General features: G+C 71.7%; 23 protein-coding genes. 11 read left to right on the forward strand and 12 right to left on the reverse strand.

Annotation, left to right across the window (positions count from 1 at the left end; translation table 11 throughout):
* Nucleotides 1-47 precede the first annotated feature (47 nt).
* A complete protein-coding gene (locus tag ACQPYK_RS17730) occupies nucleotides 48-1,874 on the forward strand; it encodes a spermidine synthase (protein WP_433256528.1) in 1,827 nt (608 codons plus the stop codon).
* 127 nt (nucleotides 1,875-2,001) lie between these two features.
* Here the strand turns inward: ACQPYK_RS17730 and ACQPYK_RS17735 are convergent, their stop codons facing one another.
* Together ACQPYK_RS17735 and ACQPYK_RS17740 are read right to left on the reverse strand one after the other, a co-directional pair.
* Complete coding sequence (locus ACQPYK_RS17735; RefSeq protein WP_433258824.1) at nucleotides 2,002-3,738, reverse strand: LCP family protein; 1,737 nt, start codon at nucleotides 3,736-3,738, stop codon at nucleotides 2,002-2,004.
* A 143-nt stretch (nucleotides 3,739-3,881) separates the two neighbouring features.
* Nucleotides 3,882-4,997, reverse strand: coding sequence for a neutral zinc metallopeptidase (locus ACQPYK_RS17740; protein ID WP_433256530.1), 1,116 nt, complete (start codon nucleotides 4,995-4,997; stop codon nucleotides 3,882-3,884).
* A 697-nt stretch (nucleotides 4,998-5,694) separates the two neighbouring features.
* Here ACQPYK_RS17740 and ACQPYK_RS17745 point away from each other — a divergent pair.
* The 3 genes from ACQPYK_RS17745 (at nucleotide 5,695) to ACQPYK_RS17755 (ending at nucleotide 8,210) form a co-directional block, all read left to right on the forward strand.
* Nucleotides 5,695-6,561: a LysR family transcriptional regulator gene (locus ACQPYK_RS17745; protein ID WP_433256532.1), complete on the forward strand. Its 867-nt coding sequence runs from the start codon at nucleotides 5,695-5,697 to the stop codon at nucleotides 6,559-6,561.
* Nucleotides 6,562-6,652: 91 nt separating this feature from the next.
* Nucleotides 6,653-7,498: a dihydropteroate synthase gene (folP, locus tag ACQPYK_RS17750; protein WP_433256534.1), complete on the forward strand. Its 846-nt coding sequence runs from the start codon at nucleotides 6,653-6,655 to the stop codon at nucleotides 7,496-7,498.
* 94 nt (nucleotides 7,499-7,592) lie between these two features.
* A complete protein-coding gene (locus ACQPYK_RS17755; protein ID WP_433256536.1) occupies nucleotides 7,593-8,210 on the forward strand; it encodes a VOC family protein in 618 nt (205 codons plus the stop codon).
* A 355-nt stretch (nucleotides 8,211-8,565) separates the two neighbouring features.
* Here ACQPYK_RS17755 and ACQPYK_RS17760 read toward each other — a convergent pair whose 3' ends face one another.
* From ACQPYK_RS17760 to ACQPYK_RS17780, 5 genes are all read right to left on the reverse strand, one after another.
* On the reverse strand, nucleotides 8,566-9,984 hold the full coding sequence (locus ACQPYK_RS17760) for a pyridoxal phosphate-dependent decarboxylase family protein (RefSeq protein WP_433256538.1): 1,419 nt from the start codon (nucleotides 9,982-9,984) through the stop codon (nucleotides 8,566-8,568).
* A 227-nt stretch (nucleotides 9,985-10,211) separates the two neighbouring features.
* Nucleotides 10,212-10,850, reverse strand: coding sequence for a TetR/AcrR family transcriptional regulator (locus tag ACQPYK_RS17765; RefSeq protein WP_433256539.1), 639 nt, complete (start codon nucleotides 10,848-10,850; stop codon nucleotides 10,212-10,214).
* A 116-nt stretch (nucleotides 10,851-10,966) separates the two neighbouring features.
* Nucleotides 10,967-11,590 carry a TetR/AcrR family transcriptional regulator gene (locus ACQPYK_RS17770; protein WP_433256541.1) on the reverse strand — a complete coding sequence of 208 codons (624 nt, stop codon included), beginning with the start codon at nucleotides 11,588-11,590 and terminating at the stop codon, nucleotides 10,967-10,969.
* Between the two features lie 58 nt (nucleotides 11,591-11,648).
* A complete protein-coding gene (locus tag ACQPYK_RS17775; RefSeq protein WP_433256542.1) occupies nucleotides 11,649-13,247 on the reverse strand; it encodes a sensor histidine kinase in 1,599 nt (532 codons plus the stop codon).
* On the reverse strand, nucleotides 13,237-13,911 hold the full coding sequence (locus ACQPYK_RS17780; RefSeq protein WP_433256543.1) for a response regulator transcription factor: 675 nt from the start codon (nucleotides 13,909-13,911) through the stop codon (nucleotides 13,237-13,239). The genes ACQPYK_RS17775 and ACQPYK_RS17780 overlap by 11 nt, the downstream gene beginning before the upstream one ends.
* A gap of 168 nt (nucleotides 13,912-14,079) precedes the next feature.
* Here ACQPYK_RS17780 and ACQPYK_RS17785 point away from each other — a divergent pair, with 168 nt between their 5' ends.
* From ACQPYK_RS17785 to ACQPYK_RS17810, 6 genes are all read left to right on the forward strand, one after another.
* Nucleotides 14,080-15,243, forward strand: a complete 1,164-nt coding sequence (locus ACQPYK_RS17785) for a LolA family protein (protein ID WP_433256545.1) — start codon at nucleotides 14,080-14,082, stop codon at nucleotides 15,241-15,243.
* 5 nt (nucleotides 15,244-15,248) lie between these two features.
* Entirely contained in the window at nucleotides 15,249-16,388 is a 1,140-nt protein-coding gene (locus tag ACQPYK_RS17790) for an ABC transporter ATP-binding protein (protein WP_433256547.1), read from the forward strand.
* The gene (locus ACQPYK_RS17795) at nucleotides 16,375-17,385 is read left to right on the forward strand and encodes an ABC transporter permease (RefSeq protein WP_433256549.1); all 1,011 of its coding nucleotides are present in this window, start codon (nucleotides 16,375-16,377) and stop codon (nucleotides 17,383-17,385) included. The genes ACQPYK_RS17790 and ACQPYK_RS17795 overlap by 14 nt, the downstream gene beginning before the upstream one ends.
* A 298-nt stretch (nucleotides 17,386-17,683) precedes the next feature.
* Complete coding sequence (locus tag ACQPYK_RS17800; RefSeq protein ID WP_433256551.1) at nucleotides 17,684-18,673, forward strand: AraC family transcriptional regulator; 990 nt, start codon at nucleotides 17,684-17,686, stop codon at nucleotides 18,671-18,673.
* A gap of 185 nt (nucleotides 18,674-18,858) precedes the next feature.
* Nucleotides 18,859-20,118 (forward strand): styrene monooxygenase/indole monooxygenase family protein, encoded by a 1,260-nt coding sequence (locus ACQPYK_RS17805; protein ID WP_433256552.1) that lies wholly within the window; start codon nucleotides 18,859-18,861, stop codon nucleotides 20,116-20,118.
* Complete coding sequence (locus ACQPYK_RS17810; protein WP_433256554.1) at nucleotides 20,115-20,648, forward strand: flavin reductase family protein; 534 nt, start codon at nucleotides 20,115-20,117, stop codon at nucleotides 20,646-20,648. Before ACQPYK_RS17805 ends, ACQPYK_RS17810 begins: the two co-directional genes overlap by 4 nt.
* 162 nt (nucleotides 20,649-20,810) lie before the next feature.
* Here ACQPYK_RS17810 and ACQPYK_RS17815 read toward each other — a convergent pair whose 3' ends face one another.
* Both ACQPYK_RS17815 and ACQPYK_RS17820 read right to left on the reverse strand, forming a co-directional pair.
* The gene (locus ACQPYK_RS17815) at nucleotides 20,811-21,560 is read right to left on the reverse strand and encodes a YcnI family copper-binding membrane protein (RefSeq protein WP_433256555.1); all 750 of its coding nucleotides are present in this window, start codon (nucleotides 21,558-21,560) and stop codon (nucleotides 20,811-20,813) included.
* A gap of 60 nt (nucleotides 21,561-21,620) precedes the next feature.
* Nucleotides 21,621-22,175: an MFS transporter gene (locus tag ACQPYK_RS17820; RefSeq protein ID WP_433256557.1), complete on the reverse strand. Its 555-nt coding sequence runs from the start codon at nucleotides 22,173-22,175 to the stop codon at nucleotides 21,621-21,623.
* Between the two features lie 104 nt (nucleotides 22,176-22,279).
* Here ACQPYK_RS17820 and ACQPYK_RS17825 point away from each other — a divergent pair, with 104 nt between their 5' ends.
* Nucleotides 22,280-22,756, forward strand: a complete 477-nt coding sequence (locus tag ACQPYK_RS17825; protein ID WP_433256559.1) for a hypothetical protein — start codon at nucleotides 22,280-22,282, stop codon at nucleotides 22,754-22,756.
* Nucleotides 22,757-22,848: 92 nt separating this feature from the next.
* Here ACQPYK_RS17825 and ACQPYK_RS17830 read toward each other — a convergent pair whose 3' ends face one another.
* Genes ACQPYK_RS17830 through ACQPYK_RS17840 form a run of 3 tightly spaced genes read right to left on the reverse strand, consistent with a single transcriptional unit; the run spans nucleotide 22,849 to nucleotide 25,216 of the window.
* Entirely contained in the window at nucleotides 22,849-23,598 is a 750-nt protein-coding gene (locus ACQPYK_RS17830; protein WP_433256561.1) for an ABC transporter ATP-binding protein, read from the reverse strand.
* A gap of 4 nt (nucleotides 23,599-23,602) precedes the next feature.
* On the reverse strand, nucleotides 23,603-24,391 hold the full coding sequence (locus ACQPYK_RS17835) for an ABC transporter permease (RefSeq protein WP_433258826.1): 789 nt from the start codon (nucleotides 24,389-24,391) through the stop codon (nucleotides 23,603-23,605).
* A 42-nt stretch (nucleotides 24,392-24,433) separates the two neighbouring features.
* Nucleotides 24,434-25,216 (reverse strand): ABC transporter permease, encoded by a 783-nt coding sequence (locus tag ACQPYK_RS17840; RefSeq protein WP_433258828.1) that lies wholly within the window; start codon nucleotides 25,214-25,216, stop codon nucleotides 24,434-24,436.
* Nucleotides 25,217-25,285 lie beyond the last annotated feature (69 nt).

Below are 25,285 nucleotides of genomic sequence, written 5' to 3' on the forward strand. Positions count from 1 at the left end.
TCGTCCTTCTCGGTTCGTTCCTCGGTATCGGACTCGGTTTCCTTCGGGTGGGACGCACGACGCGGCAGCCGTACTACTCGCCGATCGTGCTGGCCGTCCTCGTGTTGGTCATCCTGTTCTTCCCGGTCACCGTGGACCGGCAGACCGAGGGCGTCCTGTACTGGACCAGCCTGAGCACCAGCGGGCCGCCGCCGTGGCTGATCCTGCCGGTGATCTTCGCCGCGGCGGCGATCGTGCTGATGGGCCCGGCGGAGCTGGTCGGCCGGTGCTTCCCCGAACTGGACCGGCTGGAGGCCTACCGCTACGACCTGCTCGGCAGCCTTACCGGCATCGCGCTGTTCACCGGGCTGTCGTTCCTCAGCGCGCCCCCGGTCGTGTGGGGGACGATCGCCGCGGTCGCCTACATCGCGCTGCTGTGGCCGCGCAAGGTGTGGGGGCGGGTCGCGCTGGCCATCCCCTCGCTGGTCATCGTCGGGGCGCTGGCGGTGGAGACGCTGACGGCGGGGGCGCTGTGGTCGCCCTACTACAAGGTCACCTACAACCGCCTGGACTACGGCGGCGTCCCGGTGATGGACATCCAGGTCAACGGAATCCCGCACCAGCAGGCCGTCCCGGCGCGCAACCGGCTGGAGTGGGAGCGGCAGTACGCGCTGCCGTACGAGCGGGCGACGGCACAGAAGCTGGACGACGTCCTGATCGTCGGCGCGGGCAGTGGCACCGACGTGGCGATCGCGCTGTCCAAGGGGGCCAAGCACGTGGACGCGGTGGAGATCGACCCCAAGCTCCGCGAGCTCGGCGCGACCTACCACCCGGACCGGCCCTACAGCGACCCCCGTGTCAGAACCGTCGTCACCGACGGCCGTGCCTTCCTGGAGCGCACCTCCGGGAAGTACGACCTGATCCTCTTCGCGCTGCCCGACTCGCTCACCCTGGTCTCCGGGGCGAGCTCGCTGCGGCTGGAGAGCTACCTGTTCACCCAGCAGGCCATGGAGGCGGCCCGGGACCACCTCAAGCCCGGCGGCACCTTCTCCATGTACAACTACTACCGGGAGAGCTGGCTGGTGGACCGGCTCGCCGCCACCATGCAGGCCGCCTTCGGGCACAAGCCGTGCGTGGACATCGTCAGCGAGACCGGCCAGCAGGCCGTGATCACCGCCGGCCTCACCACCCAGGCCCAGAGCTGCGGCGCGGAGTGGGCCGGCGCGACCGCCGACACCCCGCCGCCGACCGGCGACGACCGCCCGTTCCTCTATCTGAAGGACCGGACGATCCCGCAGATCTACATCATCACCCTCGGCCTGATCCTGATCGTGAGCATGCTGGCGGTGCGGGTGGTGGCCGGGCCGTACACCCGGATGCGCCCCTACGCCGACCTGTTCCTGCTGGGCGTGGCCTTCCTGCTGCTGGAGACCAAGAGCGTGACGGGGTTCGCGCTGCTGTTCGGCACGACCTGGGTGGTGAACGCGATCGTCTTCGCCGGCGTGCTGGTCGCCGTGCTCGCCGCGGTGGAGGTGACCCGCCGCTTCACGACCCCGCCGCTGCCCGTCATGTACGGCGTGCTGCTCGCCGGGCTGGTACTGGCCTGGCTGGTGCCCAACTCCTGGTTGCTGGGACTGCCGCTGCCGTTGCGGGCGGTGGTCGCGGTGATCGTGGCGTTCCTGCCGATCTTCGCGGCCAACGTGGTGTTCGCCAAGCGCTTCGCCGGCTCCGGTGACGGCACGACCGCTTTCGGCGCGAACCTGCTGGGCGCGATGGTCGGCGGCTGCCTGGAGTACCTGGCGCTGGTGATCGGCTACCAGGCCCTGCTGATCGTGGCGGGCGTCCTCTATCTCGGCGCCTTCGTCCTGCTTCCTCGCGGGGCCAAGGCCACCTGAGGTCGGGTGGGACCGTCCGGGCCGAGGCCGCCCGGACCCGTCCGGGCCCGCCCGGACAAGGGTAGACGACCGTGGCCCGGCCTCCCACGAGGGGAGGCTGGGCCACATGGGTGGTGCAAGCGGGCGGTCAGAACCCGCAGAGCTCGCCGAGGGACTTGGCGACCTTGCCGTTCTGGGTGGGGGTCTCGCTCGGCCGGGCCGTGGCGGTCCTGCTGGGCGTCGGGGTGGGGGTCGGGGTGGCGCCGCTCGCCTCGGGGGAGGCCGTCACGCCGGCGGCCAGGGCGCGGCGGCCGGGCTGGACGGACTGACGCAGCGCCCGGGCGGTCACGGTGCGGATCTTCTGCCAGTCGGGGGAGCCGCTGAAGAACTCCGGCGGCACGAACTGCAGGCTGGTGATCCTGGCGTCCTTGACCCGGATGGCCAGCCCGGTCACGTGCTCCAGCAGCTCTCGGGGGATGTTGGTCCTGGCCATCCGCTTGGCGACGTTCGCGATCTTGACGAAGTTGGTGAGCACGACCTGCGGGGTGGCCTGCTGGGCGAAGGCGCCGATGACGCACCGTTGACGGGCCATGCGGGAGAAGTCGTCGCTACCGACGCGGGAGCGGCCGTACCACAGCGCCTCCTCGCCGGACAGCGTCTGGTAACCCGCCTTGATCGTGCCCGCGGTGCCGTAGAGGCCGCCCCACTTGACGTCGGTGTCCACCCGGATCTTCAGGCCGCCGATGGCGTCCACCAGGTGGGCGAAGCCGAACATGTTGATCAGGGCGTAGTAGTCGATCTTCAGGTTGAGCGTGTAGCCGATGGCGTCCATGAGCGCCCGGGCGCCCCGCTGCCCGTCCTTGCCCGGGACGACCTCGGGGTGTTCCTCGCCGTACTGCCAGACCTCGTTGAGCAGCCCGCCGTTGGGCAGCTCGCGCATGAAGCCGTTGGGGAACCGCTTGCCGAGCGGGGTGTTGGGGGGGAAGTGGACGTGCTGCATGTTGCGGGGCAGGCTGAACATGACCGTGTTGGCGGTTTTGACGTCGACGCTGGCCACGGTCATGCTGTCGGTCCGGATGCCCTCGCGGTTGCCGGCCCCGTCACCGCCGATGAGCAGGAAGTTCACCCGGTCCCGGCCGGCCCAGGGGTCGTCGTGCTTGATCGGGACCGCCGTCGGGTCGCTCGCGGCGGGCTGGAAGATGGTGTTGGCCGTCTCCTTGGCGGTCAGCACCGTGTTCGCGGTCAGCGCGAACGGCGCCATCACCGACACGCACAGCAGTCCGACGACGACGCCCGAGACGATCTGCCCCCGGCCGGTCAGCCGGTTGGGTCTCAGGGTGATGTAGGACGACAGCACCAGCAGGAACCAGCAGAGCGCGCCCGCCCCGGCGACAACCGCACCGGTCAGGAGCGTGCTGTCGCGGGTGAAGAACCCGAAGTCCTCCTGCGAGCTCTTCAGGACGAGGCCGCCGACGAGCGCGGTCACCAGCAACAGGGCGAACACGCCGAGCAGGACGTAGCCGATGCGGCGGCGCCCGGCGCGCAGGTGCGCCGCGCCGGGCAGGATCGCCGACAGGAGGGTCCAGCCGATGAGCGAGCCGGTCGTCAGCGGCTTGGCGAACTGCGGACGCCCCTTGGGAGCGGTGCCGGGCGGCGGGGGCGCGGGAGGTCCGGAAGGGACCGGCCCCGTCGCCTGCTCGGTGGCCTCCGCCGCGCCCTCGGGCTCGCGCATCGGGCCGGCCTCCGGCGTCCCCGCCACCCACACGTCGTGGGGGCCCCGCGCGCCGTCTGCGCCGGGCTGTGCCTCACCGCCCGTGCCGTGCCGCCGGGGGTTTTGTTTCCCGCCGTCGCCGGCGGGCTCCCCCGAGTCTTGCCCAAGGTGCATCGTCACACCGCTTCCTAGGTCTTATCCCGGTCCACCTGGCGAAACGGACCAGATTCCCCGATTTCACAGAATTGCCAGGATTCTAGTCCCCATACCTGGACATGACAGACAGATGACCAATTTTCGGTTAACGGTCATCTACGCTATGACGTCGATGAAGACGGGGCCAGCCAGGTGTTGCACTGGAACGTCTTGTTCTTCTCGTAGCCCTGACGGAACCAGCGGTTGTTGTTCGTGGGGGAACCGTGGTCGCGGGGATGGCCCTGCCAGTCGCCGACCTGCGAGTAGAAGTAGTAGAGGGTGTTGCGCCGCGCCGGGGTGACCGGGTAGGTGGCCGCGACCGAGCGCATGAACATCGCGCCGAAGCAGGTGGCCTGGAGCTCGCCCCGGCGGCTCAGCGCCAGCTTGCCGCTCTCGCTCGTGGCCTGCGAGGTCTGCCGCCACCAACTGTCGGACAGGCCGGACAGCTCCTGGACGTGGTGCCCGTACTCGTGGGCCATCATGCTGACGATCGCCCCGTGCCAGGGAAGGCCGTCGCCGTACTCCTTCACCAGGGCCGAGGTCGAGCCGTAGATGGTGTCGTTGCGCGGGCAGTAGTAGGGCACGTTGCTGTTGCGCGAGGGGAAGTCGCCGCAGGCGCCGCGTCCCTTGGTGGCGACGATGGCGTAGCCCGGACGCTGCCAGGCGATGCCCTGCGCGCGCATGACCTGGGACCAGGCCTTGTCCAGACACCTGGACGTCTTCAGGATCAGTGCCTTGAGCTGGCTGTGGTCGTAGATGCTGGGCGATCCCACCGGACAGCTCACCGGGGGCAGGCCGCCTGCCCGGTAGAGGGTGTTGTTCTTCAGGCTGGTGTTCAGGACCTGCTGCTTGACCGGATTCTCGGTGGGATCGGTGGACCTGGTGGGCTCGGCGGAGCTCGACTCGGTGGCCTCCGGGGAGGTGGGAGTGCTCGTGGGCCGTTCGGACGTGCCGAAGGTGGGGATCGCGATCGGCGAGACCGGATCCGCGTGGCGGCCGCTCTTGATCAGCGCTCCGACCACCACGAGCCCGACGAACACCAGCGCGACCACCCCGAAGATCCCGCCGATGACCGCCCCTGCTCCGCCGCCGGAGCGAGGGCGCTGCGGCTGCCACTGGGGCGGCGGGTACGACGGCTGCCGCCGCCGGGGATCGGGTGGCGGGGGCGGCGGCTGGCCGTACGGCATCGGCCCCCGGGGCGGGAAGGGCTGGGGCGGATGTCCCTGCCCGGGCGGCACCGGTGGCGGGTAGCCCTGCCCGGGTGGCGATTGGGCCGGGTAGCCCTGTCCCGGGGGCTGCGGCGGATGGCCCTGTCCGGGCGCGGGTGGGTAGCCCTGTCCGGGCGCGGGCGGACGGCCCGGCGCCGGATGACCCGGGTGCGGTCCCTGGGGCGGGAGCGGATGGGGCGGATAGGTCCGAGGGGGATGAGCCTGAGGGGGATACGCCTGAGGGGGCGCAGGAGAGGGATGCCCCTGGTTCGGCGGCGGCGGCGGGGCGGGCGGATGGCCGTAACCGGACGGGAACCCCTGGGCGGGCGGCGGGGCGGGGTGTCCCTGCGCGGGCGGCCACTGCGCCGGAGGGCCCTGGGGATGGCCTTGTAGGTGGTTCTGCGGAGGGCCCTGGGGCGGATATTCCTGGGGAGGTCCCTGGGGCGGGGCGGGGGCCCAGCCGGGCGGTTGCCGGTCGGGGAGCGGATACCCCTGGGGTGGAGGTGGTGCTGGAGGGTACTGCCCGTTGCCTGACACGCTGTCTCCCCGTTAACCCGAACGTCCTCTATGGCATGAATGCCAGGATCTTTATCGAATTTGGGGCGTAAGCATACTGATTTCTCACCCGTCACGGATGTCGCTGCATTCGATTACATTCCGAAATCATCCAAGGTGATCTCCGCGATGTGCGGGACCGATGCCGCCCCCGTGATTTAGCTTCAAAGCCATGAATCTGCAGCAGCTCCGCTATGTGGTCGCGACAGCGGAGCATCGCACCATGACCGACGCGGCCAGGTCGCTGTACATCGCGCAACCTGCGCTTTCACGCGCGATCAGAGATCTCGAACGAGAGCTCGGGATGACGTTGTTCGCCCGTTCCGGGCGTGGCGTGGTCGTCACGGCGCAGGGGCGCCGGGTGGTCAAGCTCGCCCGGGAGGCACTCGACGCGGTTCGCGAGATCGAGGCGCTGTCCAGCCATGGTCACGCCGAGGCGGAGTTGCGCATCGCCTCGACCCCGAGCCTTGAGCCGGGGCTGGCCGGGCGCCTCCTTCCCGCCTACAGTGCCGAGCATCCCGGAGTGCGCGTGCACATCGTCCGCTGTGACGGACGGGACGGCGTGGTGAACGCCATCAGGGACCAACGGGCCGATCTCGGCCTGACGGACCTGCCCGTCCCCACCGACCTGATCAGCCATCCGCTGGAGCGTCAGGAGATCGTGCTGATCTCCCCGCCCGGCATGGATCTGCCCGACCCGGTGCCGATGAGCAGGCTCAACGGCATGCGGCTGGTCCTGCCGGTGCCGGGCAGCGCCCGGCGCAGGGAGTTCGACGCCCTGTTCGCCAAGTACGGCGTCGCCCCGGTGCCGTCCGTACAGCTGGACGAGCGGGGCAACTGGCTGAACACGGTCCGCTCGGGTGCGGCCTCCCTGCTCTGGTACCGGGGGATGGCCGAGCAGGCCGCCCGGGCCGGGCTGGTGGTCCGTCCCCTCCATCCCTCGGTCCGCCGGGTGATCGCCCTTGTCCACGCGCGACGGCGGCTGCCCGCCATCGCCCAGGAGTTCCTTTCCGTGGCCGAAGGTGGGTCGGCCGCTTAGGAACGCGTCGTTCGTCCTTCCCGAAAACCCCCAGAGGCGGCGCAGGTGGGAGCGCCTGCCTCTCCGACACCGGGCGATAGGCTCGGTCTCGATGACTATCTTGCGCCTGCGTGGCCGTGAGTTCCGGCCTGGCGAGTTCGCGATCATGGCGGTGGTCAACCGCACCCCTGACTCCTTCTTCGACAGAGGCAGGACCTACGGCTTCGCGGCCGCCCTGGAGGCGGTGGACGAGGCCGTCGACGGCGGCGCGGACATCGTGGACATCGGTGGCGTCAAGGCCGGCCCCGGTGAAGAGGTGGACCCGGCCGAAGAGATCCGCCGGGTGGCCGATCTGGTCGCGGCGGTCCGGGAACGTCATCCCCAGCTGATCATCAGCGTCGACACCTGGCGCGCCGAGGTAGGCGAGGTCGTCGCCGAGGCGGGCGCCGACCTGCTCAACGACACCTGGGGCGGGGTCGACCCCGCACTGGCCGAGGTCGCCGCCAAGCACGGCATCGGGCTGGTCTGCGCGCATGCCGGACGCGTCGTCCCCCGCACTCGCCCGCACCGTATCGCCTACGACGACGTGGTCGCCGACGTCATCGGCTACACCACCGCCCTCGCCGAGCGGGCGGTCGCCGCGGGGGTCCGCAGGGAGTCGATACTGATCGATCCGGCGCACGACTTCGGCAAGAACACCTGGCACTCCCTCGAGGTCAGCCGCCGCCTGCACGAGATGGTGGCCACCGGCTGGCCGGTGCTCGTCGCCGTCTCCAACAAGGATTTCGTCGGCGAGACTCTCGGGGGCCTGCCGGTCGACGAGCGCCACGCCGGCACCATGGCGACTCTGGCGGTCTCCGCCTGGCAGGGCGCCCGGGTCTTCAGAGTCCATGACGCCGCCTCCGCCCGCACCGCGCTGGCCGCCGTCGCCGGGCTGCGGGGACGGCTCCCCTCCTGACCCGCGCGGACCTCCTGACCGGCGCGGAGAACGGAGATTTCGCGCAGGAGGCGATACTGACAGCGCTCGGCAAGCACGCGCGGGGAGCCCGTACATGACCGAAGAACTGCTCGACCATCTCGTCTACGCCACCCCCGACCTGGACGGGACCGTGCGCGAGGTCGCCGCCATGACCGGCGTGCGGCCCGTGGAGGGCGGGCGGCACGTGGGCCGGGGCACCCGCAACTACCTGCTCGGCCTCGGCGGCCGCCGTTACTTGGAGATCGTCGGTCCGGACCCCGGGCAGCCCGAGCCCGAGCTCGCCCGCCCGTTCGGCATCGACGGGCTCGCCGCCGCCCGCCTGGTCACCTGGGCGGTGCGCTCCGCCGATCTGGAGGAGACCGTCGCCGCGGCCAGGAGGAGCGGCTACGACCCCGGGGAGATCAGCCCGCTGTCACGCCGCACCCCGGACGGCGAACTGCTGGAGTGGCGGCTCACCTGGCCGCACGAGGGCAACCGCGACGGCCTGGTCCCGTTCCTGATCGACTGGGGGAGCACGGTCCATCCCGCCGACCGCGGCCTGCCCGTGGCGGAGCTCACCTCCTTCACCGCCCTCCACCCCGACCCCCGAGCCGTCGCCGCAGACCTGGCCGCGCTCGGCGTCGAGCTGCGGGTCCGGGCCGGGACCCGGGCCGGTCTGGTCGCCGAGCTCGGCGGGGTGCGGCTGCCGTAGTCTCCGGCGCCCGGCGCCCGGCGGCCGGCGGCCGAACAGATCGGGCCACCCGTGGGGGGAACGGGTGGCCCGATCGCGAGACGGGGGCACGTCTCGCCTTTCACGTGGTCCTGTCGTGTGGTGCTGGTCATGCCGTTCGGCCCGGTTCGGGGACGAGCGACGTCGCGGAGACGGGCCCGGCGGCTCGGGCTCCGGTGACCTCGCTCATCGGGACGGGGCCTTCCGTACGGGGCGGCCCGGCGCGTCCTCACGAGCCCGGGAGCGGAGGGAACTGTTCTATCGTCAACCAGGCGAATTGTTTACGCAATATCCTGACAGGAGTAAATTAATTTGTTATGTACTCCGGGCGTTCCGATCAGGCATAGATCACGGACAGGAAACGGATCAGGATCGCCTCCCGCCGGGAGGCCGGCAGCGCGTCCAGGACCGCGTTGACCACGGCCATCTCCGGCTGACCCGACCCGCCGAGATCGACCCCGACGGACGCGGCGAGCTCGCCGAAGGCGGCATCGTCCAGCGCGTCCAGGTCCAGGCTCGCGACGAGCTCCACCAGCCCGGCGGGCAGCGTCACCGGACCGCGCTCCCGCGCCGCCCGCGCGGACTCCGCGATCACCTCCAGCATCGCCTCCACCCCCCGGAGGGTCACCCCGGTCACCGTGATGTGGATGTTGGCCGGAATCCCCGCGTAGGAGAGCTGCGGCTGCAGGAACCAGCCGCGCTTCCTGGCCTCGTCGGACAGCACGAACACGTCCACCTCGTCCGAGCCGAAGGCGACCAGGGCGGATTCGGGGTCGCCCAGCACCCGCAGGCCGGGGATCCGCGCGATGCCCTCGCGAAGCCGCCGGGCCGCCGCCAGGGTGGCGCGGCCGAGTTCGAGGTAGCCGTCGCGGCCGAGGGCCTGGAGAGTGGCCCAGGCGCCGCCCAGCGGGCCGGCGGACTTGGAGCTCTGCACGGTGGCGTTGATGACCGTGTAGCCGGGCCACGACGCCGAGGCGAAGTAGGCCCTCCTCCGCAACGCCGGGTCGGCGAACAGCACGACCGAGGCGCCCTTGGGAGAGTAGCCGAACTTGTGCAGGTCGCAGGAGAGCGAGGTGATCCCGGGCACCGACAGGTCGAACGGCGGGACCTGCGCCCCGGCCTCACGCAGCCAGGGCAGCAGCCACCCGCCCACGCAGGCGTCCACGTGGCAGAGCACGCCGCGCTCGGAGGCGATCGCCGCCATCTCCGCGACCGGGTCCACCACACCCTGCGGATAGGACGGCGCCGAGGCCACCACCAGCACCGTGTCCTCGGTGATCGCCGCCTCGACGGCCGCCACGGAGGCCCGGAACGTCATCGGGTCGACCGGCACGGCGTCCACCGTCACCCCCAGATAGTGGGCGGCCTTGTGGAAGGCAGGATGCGCGGTGACCGGGACGACCATCCGGGGACGCCCCGCCACCGGCCGGAAGTCCCGCGCGGCCTTCACCGCCAGCATGATCGACTCGGTGCCGCCGCTGGTGAAGATGCCGCAGCCGCCGCCCAGCAGCTCGGCGACCGCGCCGACGACCTGCCTTTCCATCTCCACCACGCTGGGGAACGCGGTCGGGTCGAGGGTGTTGACCTCCAGCATCTCGAAGTAGGCCCGGGCCGCGGCCTCGTGCACCTGCGGTCGTCCGGTGTCGTAGACGTACGCGGTCACCTTGCCTCCGCGCACCGGCAGGTCGTCCTGCTTCAGCCGGGAGATCTCGGCGAGCAGTTCCTCGACGTCCCGGCCCTTCTCAGGCAGGCTCATGAATCTCCTTGGGGGATACGGCTCGTGTGAGCCGGGGGTAGGCGATGACGAGGGGAAGGCTGAGCGGTATGAGCAGCGTGGGGAGGGCGGTCAGGTAGCACAGCAGGAGCAGGCCGGGAACCGCGGGAAAACCCCGGTGCCGACCGAGCCCAGGGCGTAGCCGAGCGGCCGCCCGCGGCTGAGTGAGGGTGCGGCCGCCGACGGCCGCCAGGGGGAGTGTTCCAGGGTCAAGGAAATTCTCCGGGGAGGGAGGCGGCACGGTGGATCATCCGGTGGAGGTGGACGCGCAACCTGCGCAGCGCCTCGGGGTCGTCGGCGCGCCTGCGGTTGCCGTCCTGGTCGAGCGTCCCGCTCTGGGAGAAGCCGTTCACACACCACAGCAACGACCACATGACGTAGTCCAGGTCGACGTCGGGGCCGATGTGCCCGGCGGACATCGCGGGGGCGAACGCGTCGCGGATGAGCTTGACCAGCGGCTGGGTGTAGCGTCGCTCCAGCTCGGTGACGTCGATGGCGTCGGAGAGCCAGCGATGCATCCATAGCGTCGGCACCTCGGGATAGGCCGCGCACAGATCGATGTAGTGGTCGACGATCCGGTGCATGAGGGCCGACGTCTGCTCGGGAGTCGTCGCGGGGCCGATCTTGAGCGCCTCGGCCAGGGAGGACCGCTCGATCTCGTATACCCGGTTCATGACCGCGAGATACAGCTCGCGTTTGCCGCCGAAGCTCTCGGTGACGGTGGCGACGTCCAGCCCCGTGGCGTCGGCGATCTGGCCGATGGAGGTCACGTCGTAGCCCAGCGCGGCGAACAGCCGGGTGGCGACCTGCAGGATCATCTCCCGCTGACCGCCCTCAGCGGAAGTCATGAAAGCGACGCTAGATCCGAAAACGCGCTCCGGCCAATCACTGGACGGACAAGCCACGGTCAAGATAGCGGAAGGAGGGTGGCGGCCCGCACGCCGGGGAGCGATTCCCCTCCGGATCAGGGGGAATCGCTGCGAAGGGACAGGACGCAGCGCAGCATCTCGTGCATGTACGCGCGGAAGCGCCGCAGGGTCTCCGAGTCCTCCGCGCCCACCCGGTTGCCCTCCTCGTCGAGCACCCCGCCGCGGGAGAAGGCGTGGGTGCACCAGATCACCGACCAGATCACGTACCTGAAGTCGGGAGCGCCACAGGTCAGCGGCCTGAGGGCTTCGGTGACGAACTGGACCAGCGGCTGGACGTAGTAGCGGTCGAGCTCGGGGACGTCGCTGGCGTCGAACAGCCAGCGGTGCATCCAGAGCGCGGGGATCTCGGAGTTCTGGGTGCAGAAGTCGATGTAGTCGTCGATGAGGTGATGCACGGCGGCCGCGGTCTCTTCGGGCGCCGCGGCTGCGATGCCCGCGACCGACCGTTGCAGGCCGGACAGCTCGGCCTGGTGCGCGCGCTCCATCACCGCCATGTACAGCTCGCGTTTGCCGCCGAAGCTCTCGGTGATGGTGGCGACGTCCAGGCCGGTGGCTTCGGCGATCTGGCTGATGGAGGTCACATCGTAGCCCAGCGCGGCGAACAGCCGGGTCGCGACCTGCAGGATCATCTCCCGTTGACCGCCCTCAGCGGAAGTCATGAAAGCGACGCTAGATCCGAAAACGCGCCCCGGCCATCACCTGACGGACAAGCCTCGGTCAAGATAGCGGAAGCCGGACGACGGCCCGCAGGCCCGGGGAGGCGTCCTCCAGGTGGACCGCGCCACCGTGGGCGTGGACGGTCTCCCGGACGATCGCCAGGCCCAGCCCCGCTCCGCCCTCGTCACGGCTGCGGGCGCTGTCCAGCCGGGTGAACCGGTCGAAGACCCGCTCCCGGTCGGCCTCCGGGATGCCGGGGCCGTCGTCGGTGACGGTGAGCACCGCGTCGGCGCCCGCGACGCGCAGCTCCACGGCCACCGGGGCGCTGGTGTGCCGCAGGGCGTTGTCCACCAGATTGACCAGCACCCGTCCCAGATCCAGCGCGTCTCCGGCGACCACGATCGGATCGGCCGCCCGGTCCACGCCGGCGCCCGTGCCCGTTTCCGTGCCCGTGCCGACGTCCCCGCCGGCGTCCGTGCCCGTTTCCGTGCCCGTTTCCGTGCCCGTTTCCGTGCCCGTGACGGCGCCCCCGCCGGCGTCCGTGCCCGCTTTCGTGCCCGCTTCCGGCCTCGCGTTCGTACGGCCCGCGGCTCCCGGCCGCTCGAGCGGGCCGTCGCCGATCCGCACCGTGACGGCCCCGCCGTACCGCTCGACGGTCTGGGGGATCAGCTGGTCCAGCTCCACCGGCTCCCTGCGGGCCGGCGCGCCGCCGCGCTCGTCCAGGCGGGCCAGCGCGAGCAGGTCCTCGGCCAGCCGGGCCAGGCGCAGGGTGTCTTCGAGCACGCCCTCGGCCGTCTCCCGCCAGTCCTGGCCGTCCGGATGGCCGAGCGCCACCTCCAACTGCAGCCGGATGCTGGCCAGCGGGCTGCGCAGCTCGTGCGCCGCGTCGGAGACCAGGGCCCGCTGGCGGGCGTCGGCCTTCTCCAGCCGGGCCAGCATGTCGTTGAGCGTGACGGCCAGACTGTGCACCTCGTCATGGGCCTCGGGCACCGGCAACCGCCGGGAGCGGGCGGTGTCGGTGATCTCCTCCGCCCCCCGGCGCAGCGCGGCGATGGGCCGCAGGGTCCCACCGATGATCACCCAGCTGGCCCCGGCGAGCAGCACCAGCAGCAGCGGGGTGCCGACGAACAGCACGTGACCGGTCGTGGTGACGCTGGCCTGCACCTCGCTGAAGGGGCGCGCGGCGATCACCGTCAGGCCCCGGTCGGCGCTCAGCACCCGCACGCGCAGCACGTGCGGGATCCCGTACGGCTCGCCGTCCAGGAACCGAGCCTGGCCCCTGCCGATCGCGGACGTCCGATCCTCGGCGTTCAGCAGCGGGACGAGCCGGTCGGTGCCGGTGGTGGCGTGGGTGATCCGCCCGGTCTCGTCGATCACCTGAAGGAGGATGCCGTCGGGCGAGGTCACCTCCTCCGGCAGCCGCTCGGCGTCGGCCAGCGAGACCGTTTCGCGGGCCCGCTGGTAGATCGACTCGTCGATGGCGGACAGCAGCGACCTGCCGAGCACGCCGATCATCACATAGGCCGAGACGAACAGCGCCACTCCGAGCACGGCCGAGGCCACCGCGGTCAGCCGGAACCGCAGGCTCTTGCGCCGCCACCAGCCGGCCGTGCGCCGCCGGTCCCGTGCGCCGGTCCGCGGGCGCGGGTCAGCCTCCATCGCCGGCCAGCCGGTATCCGGCCCCGCGGACCGTCTGCAGCGCGCTCCTGGAGAACGGTACGTCGATCTTTCGGCGCAGGTAGCCGACGTAGACCTCGACCACGTTGGGGTCGGTGTCGAAGGTGTCCCAGACGTGCTCCAGGATCTCGGTCTTGGAGACGACCTCGTCGTGGCGGCGCATCAGATATTCCAGAAGCGCGAACTCCCTGGGCGTCAGCTCCACCGGCGTCTCACCCCGGCAGACCCGCCGCCGCGCCGGGTCCAGCGACAGGTCCCCGGCCCGCAGCACGGCGGGACGCCGGCCCGCGCCGCGCCGCAGCAGCGCCCTGAGCCTGGCCACCAGCACGACGTAGGAGAAGGGCTTGGTCAGGTAGTCGTCGGCGCCCAGGTCCAGCCCGTCGGCCATGTCGTACTCGCCGTCCTTGGCCGACAGCATCAGGATCGGCACCCAGTTCTCCTCGGCCCGCAACTGCTTGCAGACGTTGTAGCCGGAGATCCTGGGCAACATGATGTCCAGTACGACCACGTCGTAGTCGCCCTGCCGGGCCAGGTGCAGACCGTCCTCGCCGTCGTGCGCGAGATCGACCGCGAACCCCTCGGCCTGCAGCCCGCGCTGGAGCGCCGCTGCCATCCGCCGCTCGTCCTCCACGACGAGAACCCGCATGCTCCCCCTCCTCCGCTGTCCGCCACTGTCCGCCCCCATCCTCGGCCAGCCGTCCTGAGAGGCGGCTGAGAACCCTGTGAGCCCTCTCAGTCTGTCTCAGCTCCGGCACAGGACCCTTCACGCAAGCTGCGAATGTCAGGGATTGACGGCATACCGTTAGGGAGTGACATGTCAGAGCGAACGAGACGAGGCCGCGTGGTGAGGTGGGGCGTGCCGATCGCCACGATCGCGGTGGTCGCCGGAGCCATCGGGGCGGGCCCGGTCATCGCGGCGGTCCAGGGAGAGCCGGCGCTGCCCCAGCGCACCGCCCAGCAGCTGCTCGCCGACGCGACCCGGGCCGCCGAGTCGGGTCTGAAGCCCATGTCGGGCACCGTGATGCAGACCGCCTCGCTCGGCCTGCCCGCGCTGCCGGGCATGGCGGGCGCGTCCCCCGCGGCCCTGCTGGCGGGCTCTCACGAGCTCAAGGTCTGGTACGGCGGCGCGGACCGGGTCCGGTTCGCCCTTCCCGGACGCATGAGCGAGACCGACCTGATCATCAACGGCGGCCAGGTGTGGTTGTGGGACAGCCAGGCGCACAAGGCCACCCGGATCAAGGGCGCCCCGACGGAAGACCCGGCCGGCGCCCGGCTCACGCGGGACCACACCGCAGCCCTGCCCTCGGCCACCACCCCGCAGCAGCTGGCCGAGGAGGCGCTGAAGCGGGCCGACGCCGACACCGTGGTCAGCGTGAGCAACACCGAGAGGGTCGCCGACCGCCCGGCCTACCAGCTCGTCCTGGCTCCCAAGGACGGCTCCTCCCTGGTCAAGGAGATCAGGCTGGCGCTCGACGGGGAGACCCTCATCCCGCTGCGGGTCCAGATCTACGCCAAGAGCGCGGCCGAGCCGGCCTTCGAGGTCGGCTTCACCTCGGTGACGTTCACCCCGCCCGCCGAGGACAACTTCGCCTTCACCCCGCCCGCGGGCGCGAAGGTGGAGGAGAAGTCGCTCACAGACCTGGGCCGCGACCCGCAGGCCGGGCAGGAGCGGGCCGAGGAGCTCAAGAGCGAGGTCAAGACCGTGGGCAAGGGCTGGACCACGGTCGCGATTCTCCCGTTCTCCCTGGACGACCTCAAGGACCAGGCTCGGTCGCAGCCGGAGGGCCGGCCCGCCGGGCAGGACGCGACCGCGATCACCGACACCCTGCTGAAGGCGGCCAAGCCGGTCAGCGGGACGTGGGGCAGCGGCAGGGTCATCCAGACCAAGCTGGTCTCCGCGCTGCTGACCGACGACGGCCGCCTGCTTGTCGGGGCGGTCACCCCCGACAAGCTCACCGAAGCGGCCGGACAGGGATGAGAGAGATGCCGGGAGACACACGACTCCTGGCGGGCGACCGCGGCGACCGCGGCGACCGCGACAGCGGAACCCACGGTGCGGAGCTCGCGGAGCTCGACGAGAGCCGGGGGGCGTCCACCGCGGCGCCCCCGCCCGCCGTCCGGAACACCGAGACCGGCGGGGGAGCCGCGCGGGCAGCCCGGGAGCCGGCGTCGCCCGCCACGGACTCCGCGGAGGACTGCTCGATCGTCACCCGCGGGCTGACCAAACGGTTCCGGGGCGGCCAGGTCGCCGTGGACACCCTCGACCTGGCCGTGCCCAGGGGGTCGGTCTTCGGCTTCCTCGGCCCGAACGGCTCGGGCAAGACCACTACCATCCGCATGCTGCTCGGCCTGGTCTCGCCGACCGCGGGCGCCTGGGAACTGCTCGGCACGCCGATGCCCGGTGGGATGCCCGGCGTGCTGTCCCGGGTGGGGGCGCTGGTCGAGGGGCCGGCGTTCTACCCCTACCTGTCGGGCGAGGCCAACCTGCGCCGCTACGACGCGGCCGATCCGGCGGCAGACCCGCGTACGGCCTCCGCCCGGATCGGGCTCGCCCTGGACCGGGTCGGCCTGGCCGCCGCGTCGCGCAAGCGCTACCGCGCCTACTCGCTGGGCATGCGCCAGCGGCTGGTGATCGCCGCGGCGCTGCTCGGCCCGAGGGAGCTGCTGATCCTCGACGAGCCGACCAACGGCCTGGACCCGCAGGGCACCCGTGAGGTGCGGGCGTTGGTCAAGGAGATCGCCGCCGAGGGCACGACCGTGTTCGTCTCCTCCCACCTGCTGGCCGAAGTGGAGCAGATGTGCTCCCACATCGCCGTCATGCGGACCGGCCGGCTGGTCGCGCAGGGCCCCATCACCGAGTTGCGGGCCGCCGAGGTGGTGCGGATCCGGGTGGAGACCCCCGACACCGCCGAGGCGGCGGCCGTACTGGCCGCGCTCGGGCTGGCGCAGGTCCGGGCCGGCGACGGCGAGGTCGGCGCCGAGCTGGGCGCGGAGGCCCCGGAGCGGGTCTGCGCGGCGCTGGTGTCCGCGGGTGTGGCCGTGCGCGGCCTGGCCGCGCAGCGACCGAGCCTTGAGGACATGTTCGTGGGCCTGACCGGGGAGGGGTTCGATGTCAACGGTTAGCCGGGAAGAGGCCGTGTCCGCCGGCGGGAACGGCGCGCCGGCCCGTGGGGACGCGGACGCCGGACCTACGGCCGCCGGCGCCGCGCCGGTCATCGCGCCGGCCGGCGGGCCGATCATCCCGCGGGTCACCCCGCCGGTCATCGCGCCGGTCGCTCGGGGACGGGCGGTGGGCGCCCCCCGCGCCTGGCTACGGCTGGTCGGCTCGGAGGTGGGGCTGACCTTCCGGCGGCCGAGGAACATCGCCATGCTCGCCGTGCTCGCCGTGGTCCCGGTGGTGATCGGCATCGTGCTGCGGACGTTCGGCGGCCCGGACGAGGCCGAGATGGGACCCTCGCTCTTCGGGGAGGTCACCGGGAACGGACTGTTCCTCACCTTCGCCGCGCTTTCCATCCTGGTGCAGCTGCTGCTGCCGGTCGCGGTCGCGGTGGTCGCCGGAGACTCGATCGCCGGGGAGGCGGGCATCGGCACGCTGCGCTACCTGCTGGCCGCCCCGGCCGGCCGGGGCCGGCTGCTGGGCGCCAAATACGCCAACGCCGTCGTCTTCTGCCTGGCCGCCGTCGGTGTGATCGCGCTGTCCGCGCTGCTCGTCGGGCTGCTGCTGTTCCCCGCCGGCCCGATCACCCTGCTGTCCGGGGCGACGATCCCGCTGCTCGACGGGGTGCTCAGGATCGGCGTCGTCGTGCTGTACGTCTCGGCGGGCATGGCCGCCCTGGCCGCCGTCGCGCTGGCGCTCTCGACGCTGACCGAGGTGGCCATCGGCGCCATCGCCTCCACCGTGACCCTGGTCATCGTCGCCCAGGTGCTCGGCGCCATCCCGCAGCTGTCCGGCCTCCAGCCGTACCTGCTGTCGCACTGGTGGGGCGGCTTCGACGGGGTGCTGCGCGATCCGATGGCCGTCGGCGACATGGCCCAGGGCCTGCTGGTCTTCGCCGCCTACACCGCGGTCTTCGGCTCGATCGCCTGGTCCCGCTTCACCGGCAAGGACATCACCTGCTGAACTCCGGCCGGCGGGCCGGCCCCGGGCGTTCCCGGCCGCGGCGCGGGCCGTACGGCCAGGCGTCCCGGGGCGGCCCGACCACCGGCCCGACCATCGGCCGGACCGCCCCGCCGCGCCGAGCCTCCGCCAGGAACGCGCGACACCGCGCCGAGCGCCGCCAGGAGCGCGGAACGCGCCTGCGGCCTGTGCGTATTTGTACGTGGTCGGTCACGCCCGGAGCGGTGACCATCGACATGCCGGTCACGCGCACTCTCGCGCTGCCGTGCGCAGGCGATGGAGCCCGAGGGCGGGAGCGTCGATGGGTGAGGCGCGCGAGCGGATTCCGCTCGGCAACAGAAGGCTTTTCGGCACCGAGGACCTCGACGAGGCACGCGAGCAGGTGGCGCGGGTGTTCTGCCCGCACCGGCTGGAGCTGACCGGGGACGTGTCGCGGCTGGCCGCGCGATTCAACTCCGCCCAGCTCGGCGCCGTGCGGGTGAACTACCTGGACTACGGCACGGACGTCCGCATCGAGCCGGGACGGCTGGAATCCTTCTTCCTGGTGCAGATCCCGCTGGCCGGGCGCAGCCTGATCCGGTGCGGCGGGCAGGAGATCGTGTCGACCCCACGGCTGGCCTCCCTGCCCGCGCCGTCGGAGCACCTGGACATGCGCTGGGAGGCCGGCTGCCCGCAGCTGATCGTCAAGTTCGACCGGCCGGCCGTCGAGGGCGCGCTGGAAGGCATGCTCGGGGAGCGGCTCGACCGGCCCATCGTCTTCGACCTGGGCATGGACATGACGGCCGGCTGGGCGCGGGCCTGGAGAGCGATGGCCGACCTGATCGTCAAGGAGGCCGAACACGACGACGGGCTCGCCGTGCAGCCGCTGGCGGTCACCCATCTGGAGAACGCGCTGCTCACCTCGCTGCTCACCATGCAGCCGTCCAACTACCGGGCACGGCTACGGGACCCCCGCTCTCCCGCGGTGCCCAAGGTGGTGCGCCGGGCGATGGAGTTCATCGACGGCCACGCCCACCAGCCACTGACGATCGGCGACGTGGCCCGCGCCGTGGCGGTCAGCGGACGCTCACTCCAGGAGGGCTTCCGACGCCATCTCGGCCTGAGCCCGATGACCTATCTCAGGGACGTACGCCTGAGCCGGGTCCACGAGGAGCTGGTGACCGGTGACCCCGCCCGATGCACCGTGACCGTCGTGGCCGCGCGGTGGGGGTTCCTGCACCAGGGGAGGTTCGCCGCGGCCTACCGCGCCCGGTACGGGCAGGCGCCGTCGCAGACGCTGCGCGGCCGCTGACGGCCCGCGGCGGGACCCGGGAGAGCTCGCGGACGGAGATCCCGCGCCAGGCGGACGAAGTCCGCGCTGAGCGGATATCCCGTACGGAGCCGCCGCCGTACGTTTTCACCAGGCGCCGTACGACCGTCCACCGGAGCGCCGTCCGACCAACTCTCCTCCTTCTCCTTCGGAAAGGACACATCGTCATGCGTAGAATCCTCCTCGTCGGGGCCGGGCAGGCGGGCCTCCACCTCGCCGTCGGCCTGCTGCGGAACGGCTACGACGTCACCGTCGTCTCCAACCGCGCTCCCGAGGACATCCGTGACGGCCGCGTCATGTCGAGCCAGGCCATGTTCGGCACGGCCCTCGGCCATGAGCGCGCCCTCGGCCTGGACCTGTGGGCGGACGACTGCCCGCCGATCGACGGGATCCAGTTCACCGTTCCCGGCCCGGACGGCGGCAGGGCGATCCACTGGGCGGCCCGGCTCGACACCCCCGCCCGCTCGGTCGACCAGCGGCTGAAGATGCCCGCCTGGATGGCCGAGGTGGAACGGCTCGGCGGCAAGGTCGTCGTTCACGACGCGACGGCGCGCGACCTGGAGGACTACGCCGCCCACCACGACCTCGTCCTGGTCGCCGCGGGCAAGGGGCCGATCGCCTCGCTGTTCGAGCGCGACGAGTCGCGCTCGCCGTACGCCGCCCCGCAACGGGCCCTGGCCCTCACCTACGTCACCGGTCTCACACCGCGGCCCGAGCACTCCGCGGTGTGCTTCAACCTCATCCCCGGGGTGGGGGAGTACTTCGTCTTCCCCGCGCTCACCGTCACCGGCCCCTGCGAGATCATGGTGTTCGAGGGGATTCCCGGCGGCCCGATGGACTGCTGGACGGATGTGCGCACCCCCGCCGAGCACCTGGCCAGGAGCCGGTGGGTCCTGGAGACCTTCCTGCCGTGGGAGGCCGCCCGCTGCGGCGGCGTGGAGCTCACCGACGGCGGCGGCGTCCTGTCCGGCCGCTTCAGCCCCGTCGTCCGCAGGCCCGTCGCGACACTGCCCTCGGGCGCCGCGGTCCTCGGGGTGGCCGACGTCGTCGTGCTCAACGACCCGATCACCGGCCAGGGGGCCAACAACGCCGCCAAGTGCGCCGCCTCCTACCTGGCCGACATCGTCGAGCACGGCGAGCGGCCGTTCGACGCGGCCTGGATGGAGCGGACCTTCGAGCGCTACTGGCGGAGCGCCCGGCACGCCACCGCCTGGACCAACGCGCTCCTGGCGCCACCGCCTCCGCACGTGCTGGAGATCCTGACCGCGGCCGGGCGGCTGCCCGAGGTGGCCTCGCGCTTCGTCAACGGCTTCGACGACCCGTCGGACTACGCCGCCTGGTTCATGGACCCCGACGCGGCGGGTGAATACCTGGCGCGGGCCGGCGCCCGAGAGGGCGCCGTGAGCCCTCCTGAGGAGACACGATGAGATCTCTGCGCGACGCTCTCGGGCAGTTCGCGACCGGGGTGGCGGTGGTCACCACCGCCGCCCCGGACGGGGCCCGGGCCGGCGTCACCGTCAACTCTTTCACCTCGGTCTCCCTCGACCCGCCCCTGGTGCTGTGGTGCCTGTCGAAGCGGGCACCCAGCGCGCCGGTCTTCCTGCGGGCCGGGCGGTTCGCGGTCAACGTGCTGGCCGCCGGACAGGACCACCTGTCACAGCGGTTCGCCAGGCCGCTGCCCGACAAGTTCGCCGGGGTGGAGGTCCGTCCCGGGCCCGGCGGCGTGCCGATGCTCGCCGGGACCCTGGCCGGCTTCGCCTGCCGTACGGTGAGCACGCACGACGGCGGCGACCACCTCATCTTCGTCGGCGAGGTCGGCCGCTTCCGGTGGTCGGAGGGGGAGCCGCTGGTCTTCCACGCGGGCGGCTACCGCGCGCTCGCAGAGGCCGGCCGGACGGCGGTGCCGGCTTGCGCCCGGCCCGCCCGGCCCGCCCCGTCCGCCGCCGGGGTGCCGTGAGGCCGCCCCGTCCGGTCGAGGAGCCCCGGGCGACGAACTCCGCGGCATGCCGGAGCGTCCTGGGAGACCAGAGCCCCTGGGGAGACCGAAGCCCCTGGGAAACGGGACGGGCCCCGCGGAAGTCTTTCCGCGGGACCCGTCTCGTCGGCGTTCGGGAGGGACTCAGGAGGTACGGCCGCCGCGGCGCAGCCCGAGCGCGCCGACCACGAGCCCGGCGAGCCCGACCAGCAGGCCGGCACCTCCGAGCAGACGGGCGGTGCCGTCGGAGGAGTCCGTCCCGGCGATGGCCGCGACCGTCGGCGCGGCGTCGGTGGTCGAGGGCGTCAACGGGGCCGCCGAGGCCTCGTCGTGGCCGTGGTCGTCACCCTCAGCGGAGGCGGGCGTGAGCTTCAGCGTGGGCGCCGGGTGCTCGGGCTCGGAGCCGTCGGCCTTGGGCTCGTCGGCCCACTTGACGACCTCGCCGCCGGTGTAGGTCTGGGTCGTGGGGAAGACGAGGTGGTCGGTGTCCTTGGGCAGCGCGCCCATGGAGACCTCGAACTCCTGGAACTGGCCGGGCTCGATCTTCCCACCCGACCAGGTGACCTTCGTGACGGATTCGGTGATCTCGCCGTACTCCGTGGCGACCGGCTTGGGCAGCTTGCCCTCGGTCACCTTGACGTCCCAGCCGGGCAGCGGCTTGACCGAGACGAACGGCAGCGGGTGGTCGGACGGGAAGGTCACCTCGATCTTGCTGGTCGAGGCGTCGTCACGCTCATTGGGGACCCGGAAGGCGACCTTGGTGAAGCCGCCCTGCTGGGCGCTGCCGGGGTTGATGGTCACGTGCGCGAGGGCGGGCAGGGCCAGGCCCAGGGTGAGGGCGGTGACACCGGCGGTCACGGTCACGGCGCGGCGGCAGACGGCGGAAAGCGACATGGGGATTCTCCACTTCGAGATTTCGAGCACGCCGAGGCGTGCGGGGGTGAGAAAAAGAGGTCAGGCGGCGGGAAGTGGAGGACCACGCCGGCTGACGGTGTGACGCAGGACGCCCCGCGCCGGGGGAGACACGGGGGCGGCGAGGATCGCACGCGGCGGGGCGGCGATCGTCGCCGGGCGGGGAAGCAGGCGGAACATCGCGCCGAGGCGCTCTCCCGCCGCACGCAGCAGCGCCCACAGGGCGGCCTCGCCGCGCGCCAGCCACCAGCCGGTGACCAGCGTGACGGTCAGGTGCGCGGTCAGCATGCCCAGACCCTCGCCCAGCCCCTGACCGTGGGGATGGGCGGTCAGGGAGATTCCCGAGGGGTCGCCGTAGGCGAACAGCTCGTGCAGGAACAGCTGCATGGCCGACAGTCCCACGCTGATCGTCACCATGGAGCGCTCGCGCCCGGCGAGCAGCACCGCCAAAACCGTGACCACCGTGGTTCCGGCGGCCAGCGCCCACGGTTGCGGCCCCGAACCGCCCGCGGCCAGGTGGCCGAGCGCGGCAAGCGTCACGCAGACGGCCGAGAAGGCGGCCGCCCGCATGAGGCGTAACGGGAGACGGGCATGCATGATGACCCATATATTCTCACGCGCTCGCAAGACCTGCCGTTTCAATTCATTTGTCGCTATGGTTGCCGCGATCGCGACAGGCGCTCCAAGTCGAGGTGGTGGTGATGCGGCACTTCTTCGGGCTGCTCGTCGGACTGGTCATGACGGCCGTCCTGCTGTTCGGCGGGGGCTGGGCGGCGCAGGAGGCCGCGGCGAGCGCGACCGCGCTCACCGGAGAGAGCGGTCCGAGGATCTGGACCATGCTCGGGGTGATGGCCGCGATCGGTCTGCTGTTCGGCCTGGTGGTCGCCGGCCGGATCTCCCCGATGGCGACCTTCGTCCCGTCGATGGTCCTGCTGTCGTGGAACGTGGTCTACGCCCTCGACGTCGGGCGCGCCGGTGGCCTGCTGTCCGACGTGGTCTCCCTGCACCAGGACCTCGCCCCGATCGCGCGGGGCATGGGCCTGCTGCTCGCCGGCGGCGTCTACGCCCTCCTCGGTGTCGCGCTGTTCGTCCCCGTCCTGATGCCCTCCCGCTGGGCTCGCCGTCCCCGCGGCGATGACGACGACTACGAGCGCTCGCAGGACCAGGGCTACTACTGAGGCCCACCCGCCTCGGTCACCGGATCGGCCTCCGAATCCCGGCGCGGATCCCGGTGCGGATCCCGACGCGGAGTGGGCCCCGGCGAGCGTGGTCATCCCCTGTAGAGGCGGGCGACCACGTCCTCGATGGAGTCCTCCTCCGGGACGGTGGCGCGCAGGTCGTCCAGGGTGCCGTCGAAGGTCAGGCGGCCGTGGTCGATGAGCATCACCCGGCGGCAGAGCTTCTCGATGTCGCCCAGGTCGTGCGTGGTGAGCAGGACCGTGGTGCCGTGCTCGGCGTTGAGGCGGCGCAGGAACTCGCGCATGGCCGCCTTGCTGACCACGTCGAGGCCGATGGTGGGCTCGTCGAGCACCAGCACGGCGGGGGAGTGCAACAGGGCGGCGGTGATGTCGCCGCGCATGCGCTGGCCGAGGCTGAGCTGGCGGACCGGTGTCTTCATGAACTCGGCGAGGCCGAGCAGGTCGGTCAGCTCGTCGAGCCGCCGGCGGAACTGAACTTGTTCTACTTTGTAAAGGTGTCGGATCAGTTCGAAGCTGTCCTTGAGCGGCAGGTCCCACCACAGGGTCGTCCGCTGGCCGAAGACCACGCCGATCCTGCGAGCGAGAGCCGTACGGCGCCGCGCCGGGTCGAGCCCGGCCACCCGGATGTGGCCCGAGGTGGGCGCGAGGATGCCGGTGAGCATCTTGATCGTGGTGGACTTGCCCGCGCCGTTGGGGCCGAGATAGCCGACGAACTCCCCCGCCCCGACGTGGAAGGAGAGATCCTGTACGGCGTGCACGGTCCTGCGCTCGCGGCGGCGCCCCACGGCGAACGAGCGGCCGACCCGGTCGACTTCGATCATGTGATCAACTCCCCGTTGAACGGTAGCGGCGGATGCCCGCCCGCCAGGCGAGCGCGGCGACCGCGGCCAGGATCAGCGCCGCCAGGGGCGCGGCGAAGCGCAGCCAGTACGGCAGGCCGAAGGGGTCCGGCCGGTCCAGCACGAACAGTCCGGGCTGCCAGTTCACGAACGCCAGCGGCACGACGAAGGTGACGCCCCGGACGAGCTCGCCGCCGTAGACGCTCAGCGGATACTGGGTGAGCGTGCCGCCGCCGTAGGTGAACGCGTTGGCCACCTCCGGCGCGTCGGTCAGCAGGAACTGCAGCGCGCCGCCGAGGGTGAAGATCGAGGCGAAGATGACGACCCCGCACACGACCATCACCGGGACCATCCACGCCCTGCTCCAGGACAGGTCGAGCTGGGACAGGCCGATGCCCAGCGCGACCAGCGCCTGGGCCGTCCGGCCGAAGCGGTGCACCCCGAAGCGGTCGGTGGCCATCTGGACGAACGCGCCGGCCGGGCGGATCAGCATGGTGTCGAAGGTGCCGGCCCTGATGTGCTGGCTGAGCCGGTCGACGTTGCCGAAGAGCATGTCGCTCAGCGCGAACGACAGGCCCGCGGTGCCGTACAGGAACATCACCTCGGCCAGGCCGAAGCCGGCCAGCGACCCGGTGTGCGTGAAGATCACCCAGATCGCCAGGACGTCCAGCGCGTTGACGGCGAACGAGCCGATCGCCATCATGATCAGCGGTCCCGGATACTGCGCCGAGGCCCGCAGCCAGGTCCAGGCCAGCAGGATGTAGGTTCTGACCATCACGGGCCCGTCCCGGTTCGGCGTTTCGTGGCGTCCATGCCGTCACCCACCCTGGATCACGACCTTGTGGCGGGCCGCGCGGGTGACGAGCGCGCCCAGGGCCAGCAGCGCCACCGCCCAGGCGGCCTGGAATCCCAGCGCGTCCAGGACGTCGCGCTTGCCGAGGTAGACGTCGGCGGGGACCTGGACCATCGCCGACCAGGGGAGGGCGTTGGCGAGGGTGCCGAGCCATCCGGGGAAGAGGTTCAGCGGCAGCACCATGCCGCTGAAGAAGAACGTCATCACCAGAGACAGCGACTGGGCGCCCCGGTCGTCGACGATCCAGCAGGCCGACAGCGCTATCAGGTAGCGCCAGCCGAAGCTGACGACCACCCCCAGCGTTAAGGCGGCGGCGAAGAACAGCCAGGTCGCCGGGTCGGCCGGCGTGACGAGGCCGAACAGCGCGGCGCCGACGAGGGTGGGCGGCAGGCTGCGCAGCAGGAACAGGTAGCCCGCCCGGCCGAGGTCGTCGGCGAGGCTCCACATCTGCAGCGACGCCGGCCGGACGAGGTCGACGGCGATGTCGCCGGTGCGGACCCGTCCGGCGAGTTCGAGTCCGCCGCCGAAGACCTGCATGGGGCCGATGAAGGCCTGGCTGAGGAAGCAGAAGGTGACGGCGTCCGCGACGCCGTATCCGGCCAGGCCGGGGCGGGCCTCCCACAGGGCGATGAGGATGTAGGCGCGCAGGATCCCGAAGACGGTGTTGGTGAACGCTCCGGCAAGGGCGGCGGCGCGGTAGGCGGAGTGGCGGCGGAAGCCGTATCCGGCGATGCGCAGGTAGAGCAGGAAGGCGGCCTCCCAAAGGACGTCCGGGCAACCCTCCTATTTTCCTCGGCGGCTTGAGTGTGGGCAACG

It is taken from the genome of Streptosporangium sp. CA-135522 (assembly GCF_050949235.1).
Taxonomy (GTDB): Bacteria; Actinomycetota; Actinomycetes; order Streptosporangiales; family Streptosporangiaceae; genus Streptosporangium.

Excerpts from the sequence above, each read along its gene's own strand:
- ACQPYK_RS17775 (WP_433256542.1), bottom strand. The coding sequence starts at position 13,247 with ATGGAGGCTGACCCGCGCCCGCGGACCGGCGCACGGGACCGGCGGCGC.
- ACQPYK_RS17800 (WP_433256551.1), top strand. The coding sequence starts at position 17,684 with ATGGGTGAGGCGCGCGAGCGGATTCCGCTCGGCAACAGAAGGCTTTTC.
- ACQPYK_RS17790 (WP_433256547.1), top strand. The coding sequence starts at position 15,249 with ATGCCGGGAGACACACGACTCCTGGCGGGCGACCGCGGCGACCGCGGC.
- ACQPYK_RS17760 (WP_433256538.1), bottom strand. The coding sequence starts at position 9,984 with ATGAGCCTGCCTGAGAAGGGCCGGGACGTCGAGGAACTGCTCGCCGAG.
- ACQPYK_RS17810 (WP_433256554.1), top strand. The coding sequence starts at position 20,115 with ATGAGATCTCTGCGCGACGCTCTCGGGCAGTTCGCGACCGGGGTGGCG.
- ACQPYK_RS17755 (WP_433256536.1), top strand. The coding sequence starts at position 7,593 with ATGACCGAAGAACTGCTCGACCATCTCGTCTACGCCACCCCCGACCTG.
- ACQPYK_RS17820 (WP_433256557.1), bottom strand. The coding sequence starts at position 22,175 with ATGCATGCCCGTCTCCCGTTACGCCTCATGCGGGCGGCCGCCTTCTCG.
- folP (WP_433256534.1), top strand. The coding sequence starts at position 6,653 with ATGACTATCTTGCGCCTGCGTGGCCGTGAGTTCCGGCCTGGCGAGTTC.
- ACQPYK_RS17835 (WP_433258826.1), bottom strand. The coding sequence starts at position 24,391 with ATGGTCAGAACCTACATCCTGCTGGCCTGGACCTGGCTGCGGGCCTCG.
- ACQPYK_RS17785 (WP_433256545.1), top strand. The coding sequence starts at position 14,080 with ATGTCAGAGCGAACGAGACGAGGCCGCGTGGTGAGGTGGGGCGTGCCG.
- ACQPYK_RS17745 (WP_433256532.1), top strand. The coding sequence starts at position 5,695 with ATGAATCTGCAGCAGCTCCGCTATGTGGTCGCGACAGCGGAGCATCGC.
- ACQPYK_RS17815 (WP_433256555.1), bottom strand. The coding sequence starts at position 21,560 with ATGTCGCTTTCCGCCGTCTGCCGCCGCGCCGTGACCGTGACCGCCGGT.
- ACQPYK_RS17735 (WP_433258824.1), bottom strand. The coding sequence starts at position 3,738 with ATGCACCTTGGGCAAGACTCGGGGGAGCCCGCCGGCGACGGCGGGAAA.
- ACQPYK_RS17825 (WP_433256559.1), top strand. The coding sequence starts at position 22,280 with ATGCGGCACTTCTTCGGGCTGCTCGTCGGACTGGTCATGACGGCCGTC.
- ACQPYK_RS17795 (WP_433256549.1), top strand. The coding sequence starts at position 16,375 with ATGTCAACGGTTAGCCGGGAAGAGGCCGTGTCCGCCGGCGGGAACGGC.
- ACQPYK_RS17770 (WP_433256541.1), bottom strand. The coding sequence starts at position 11,590 with ATGACTTCCGCTGAGGGCGGTCAACGGGAGATGATCCTGCAGGTCGCG.
- ACQPYK_RS17765 (WP_433256539.1), bottom strand. The coding sequence starts at position 10,850 with ATGACTTCCGCTGAGGGCGGTCAGCGGGAGATGATCCTGCAGGTCGCC.
- ACQPYK_RS17805 (WP_433256552.1), top strand. The coding sequence starts at position 18,859 with ATGCGTAGAATCCTCCTCGTCGGGGCCGGGCAGGCGGGCCTCCACCTC.
- ACQPYK_RS17830 (WP_433256561.1), bottom strand. The coding sequence starts at position 23,598 with ATGATCGAAGTCGACCGGGTCGGCCGCTCGTTCGCCGTGGGGCGCCGC.
- ACQPYK_RS17780 (WP_433256543.1), bottom strand. The coding sequence starts at position 13,911 with ATGCGGGTTCTCGTCGTGGAGGACGAGCGGCGGATGGCAGCGGCGCTC.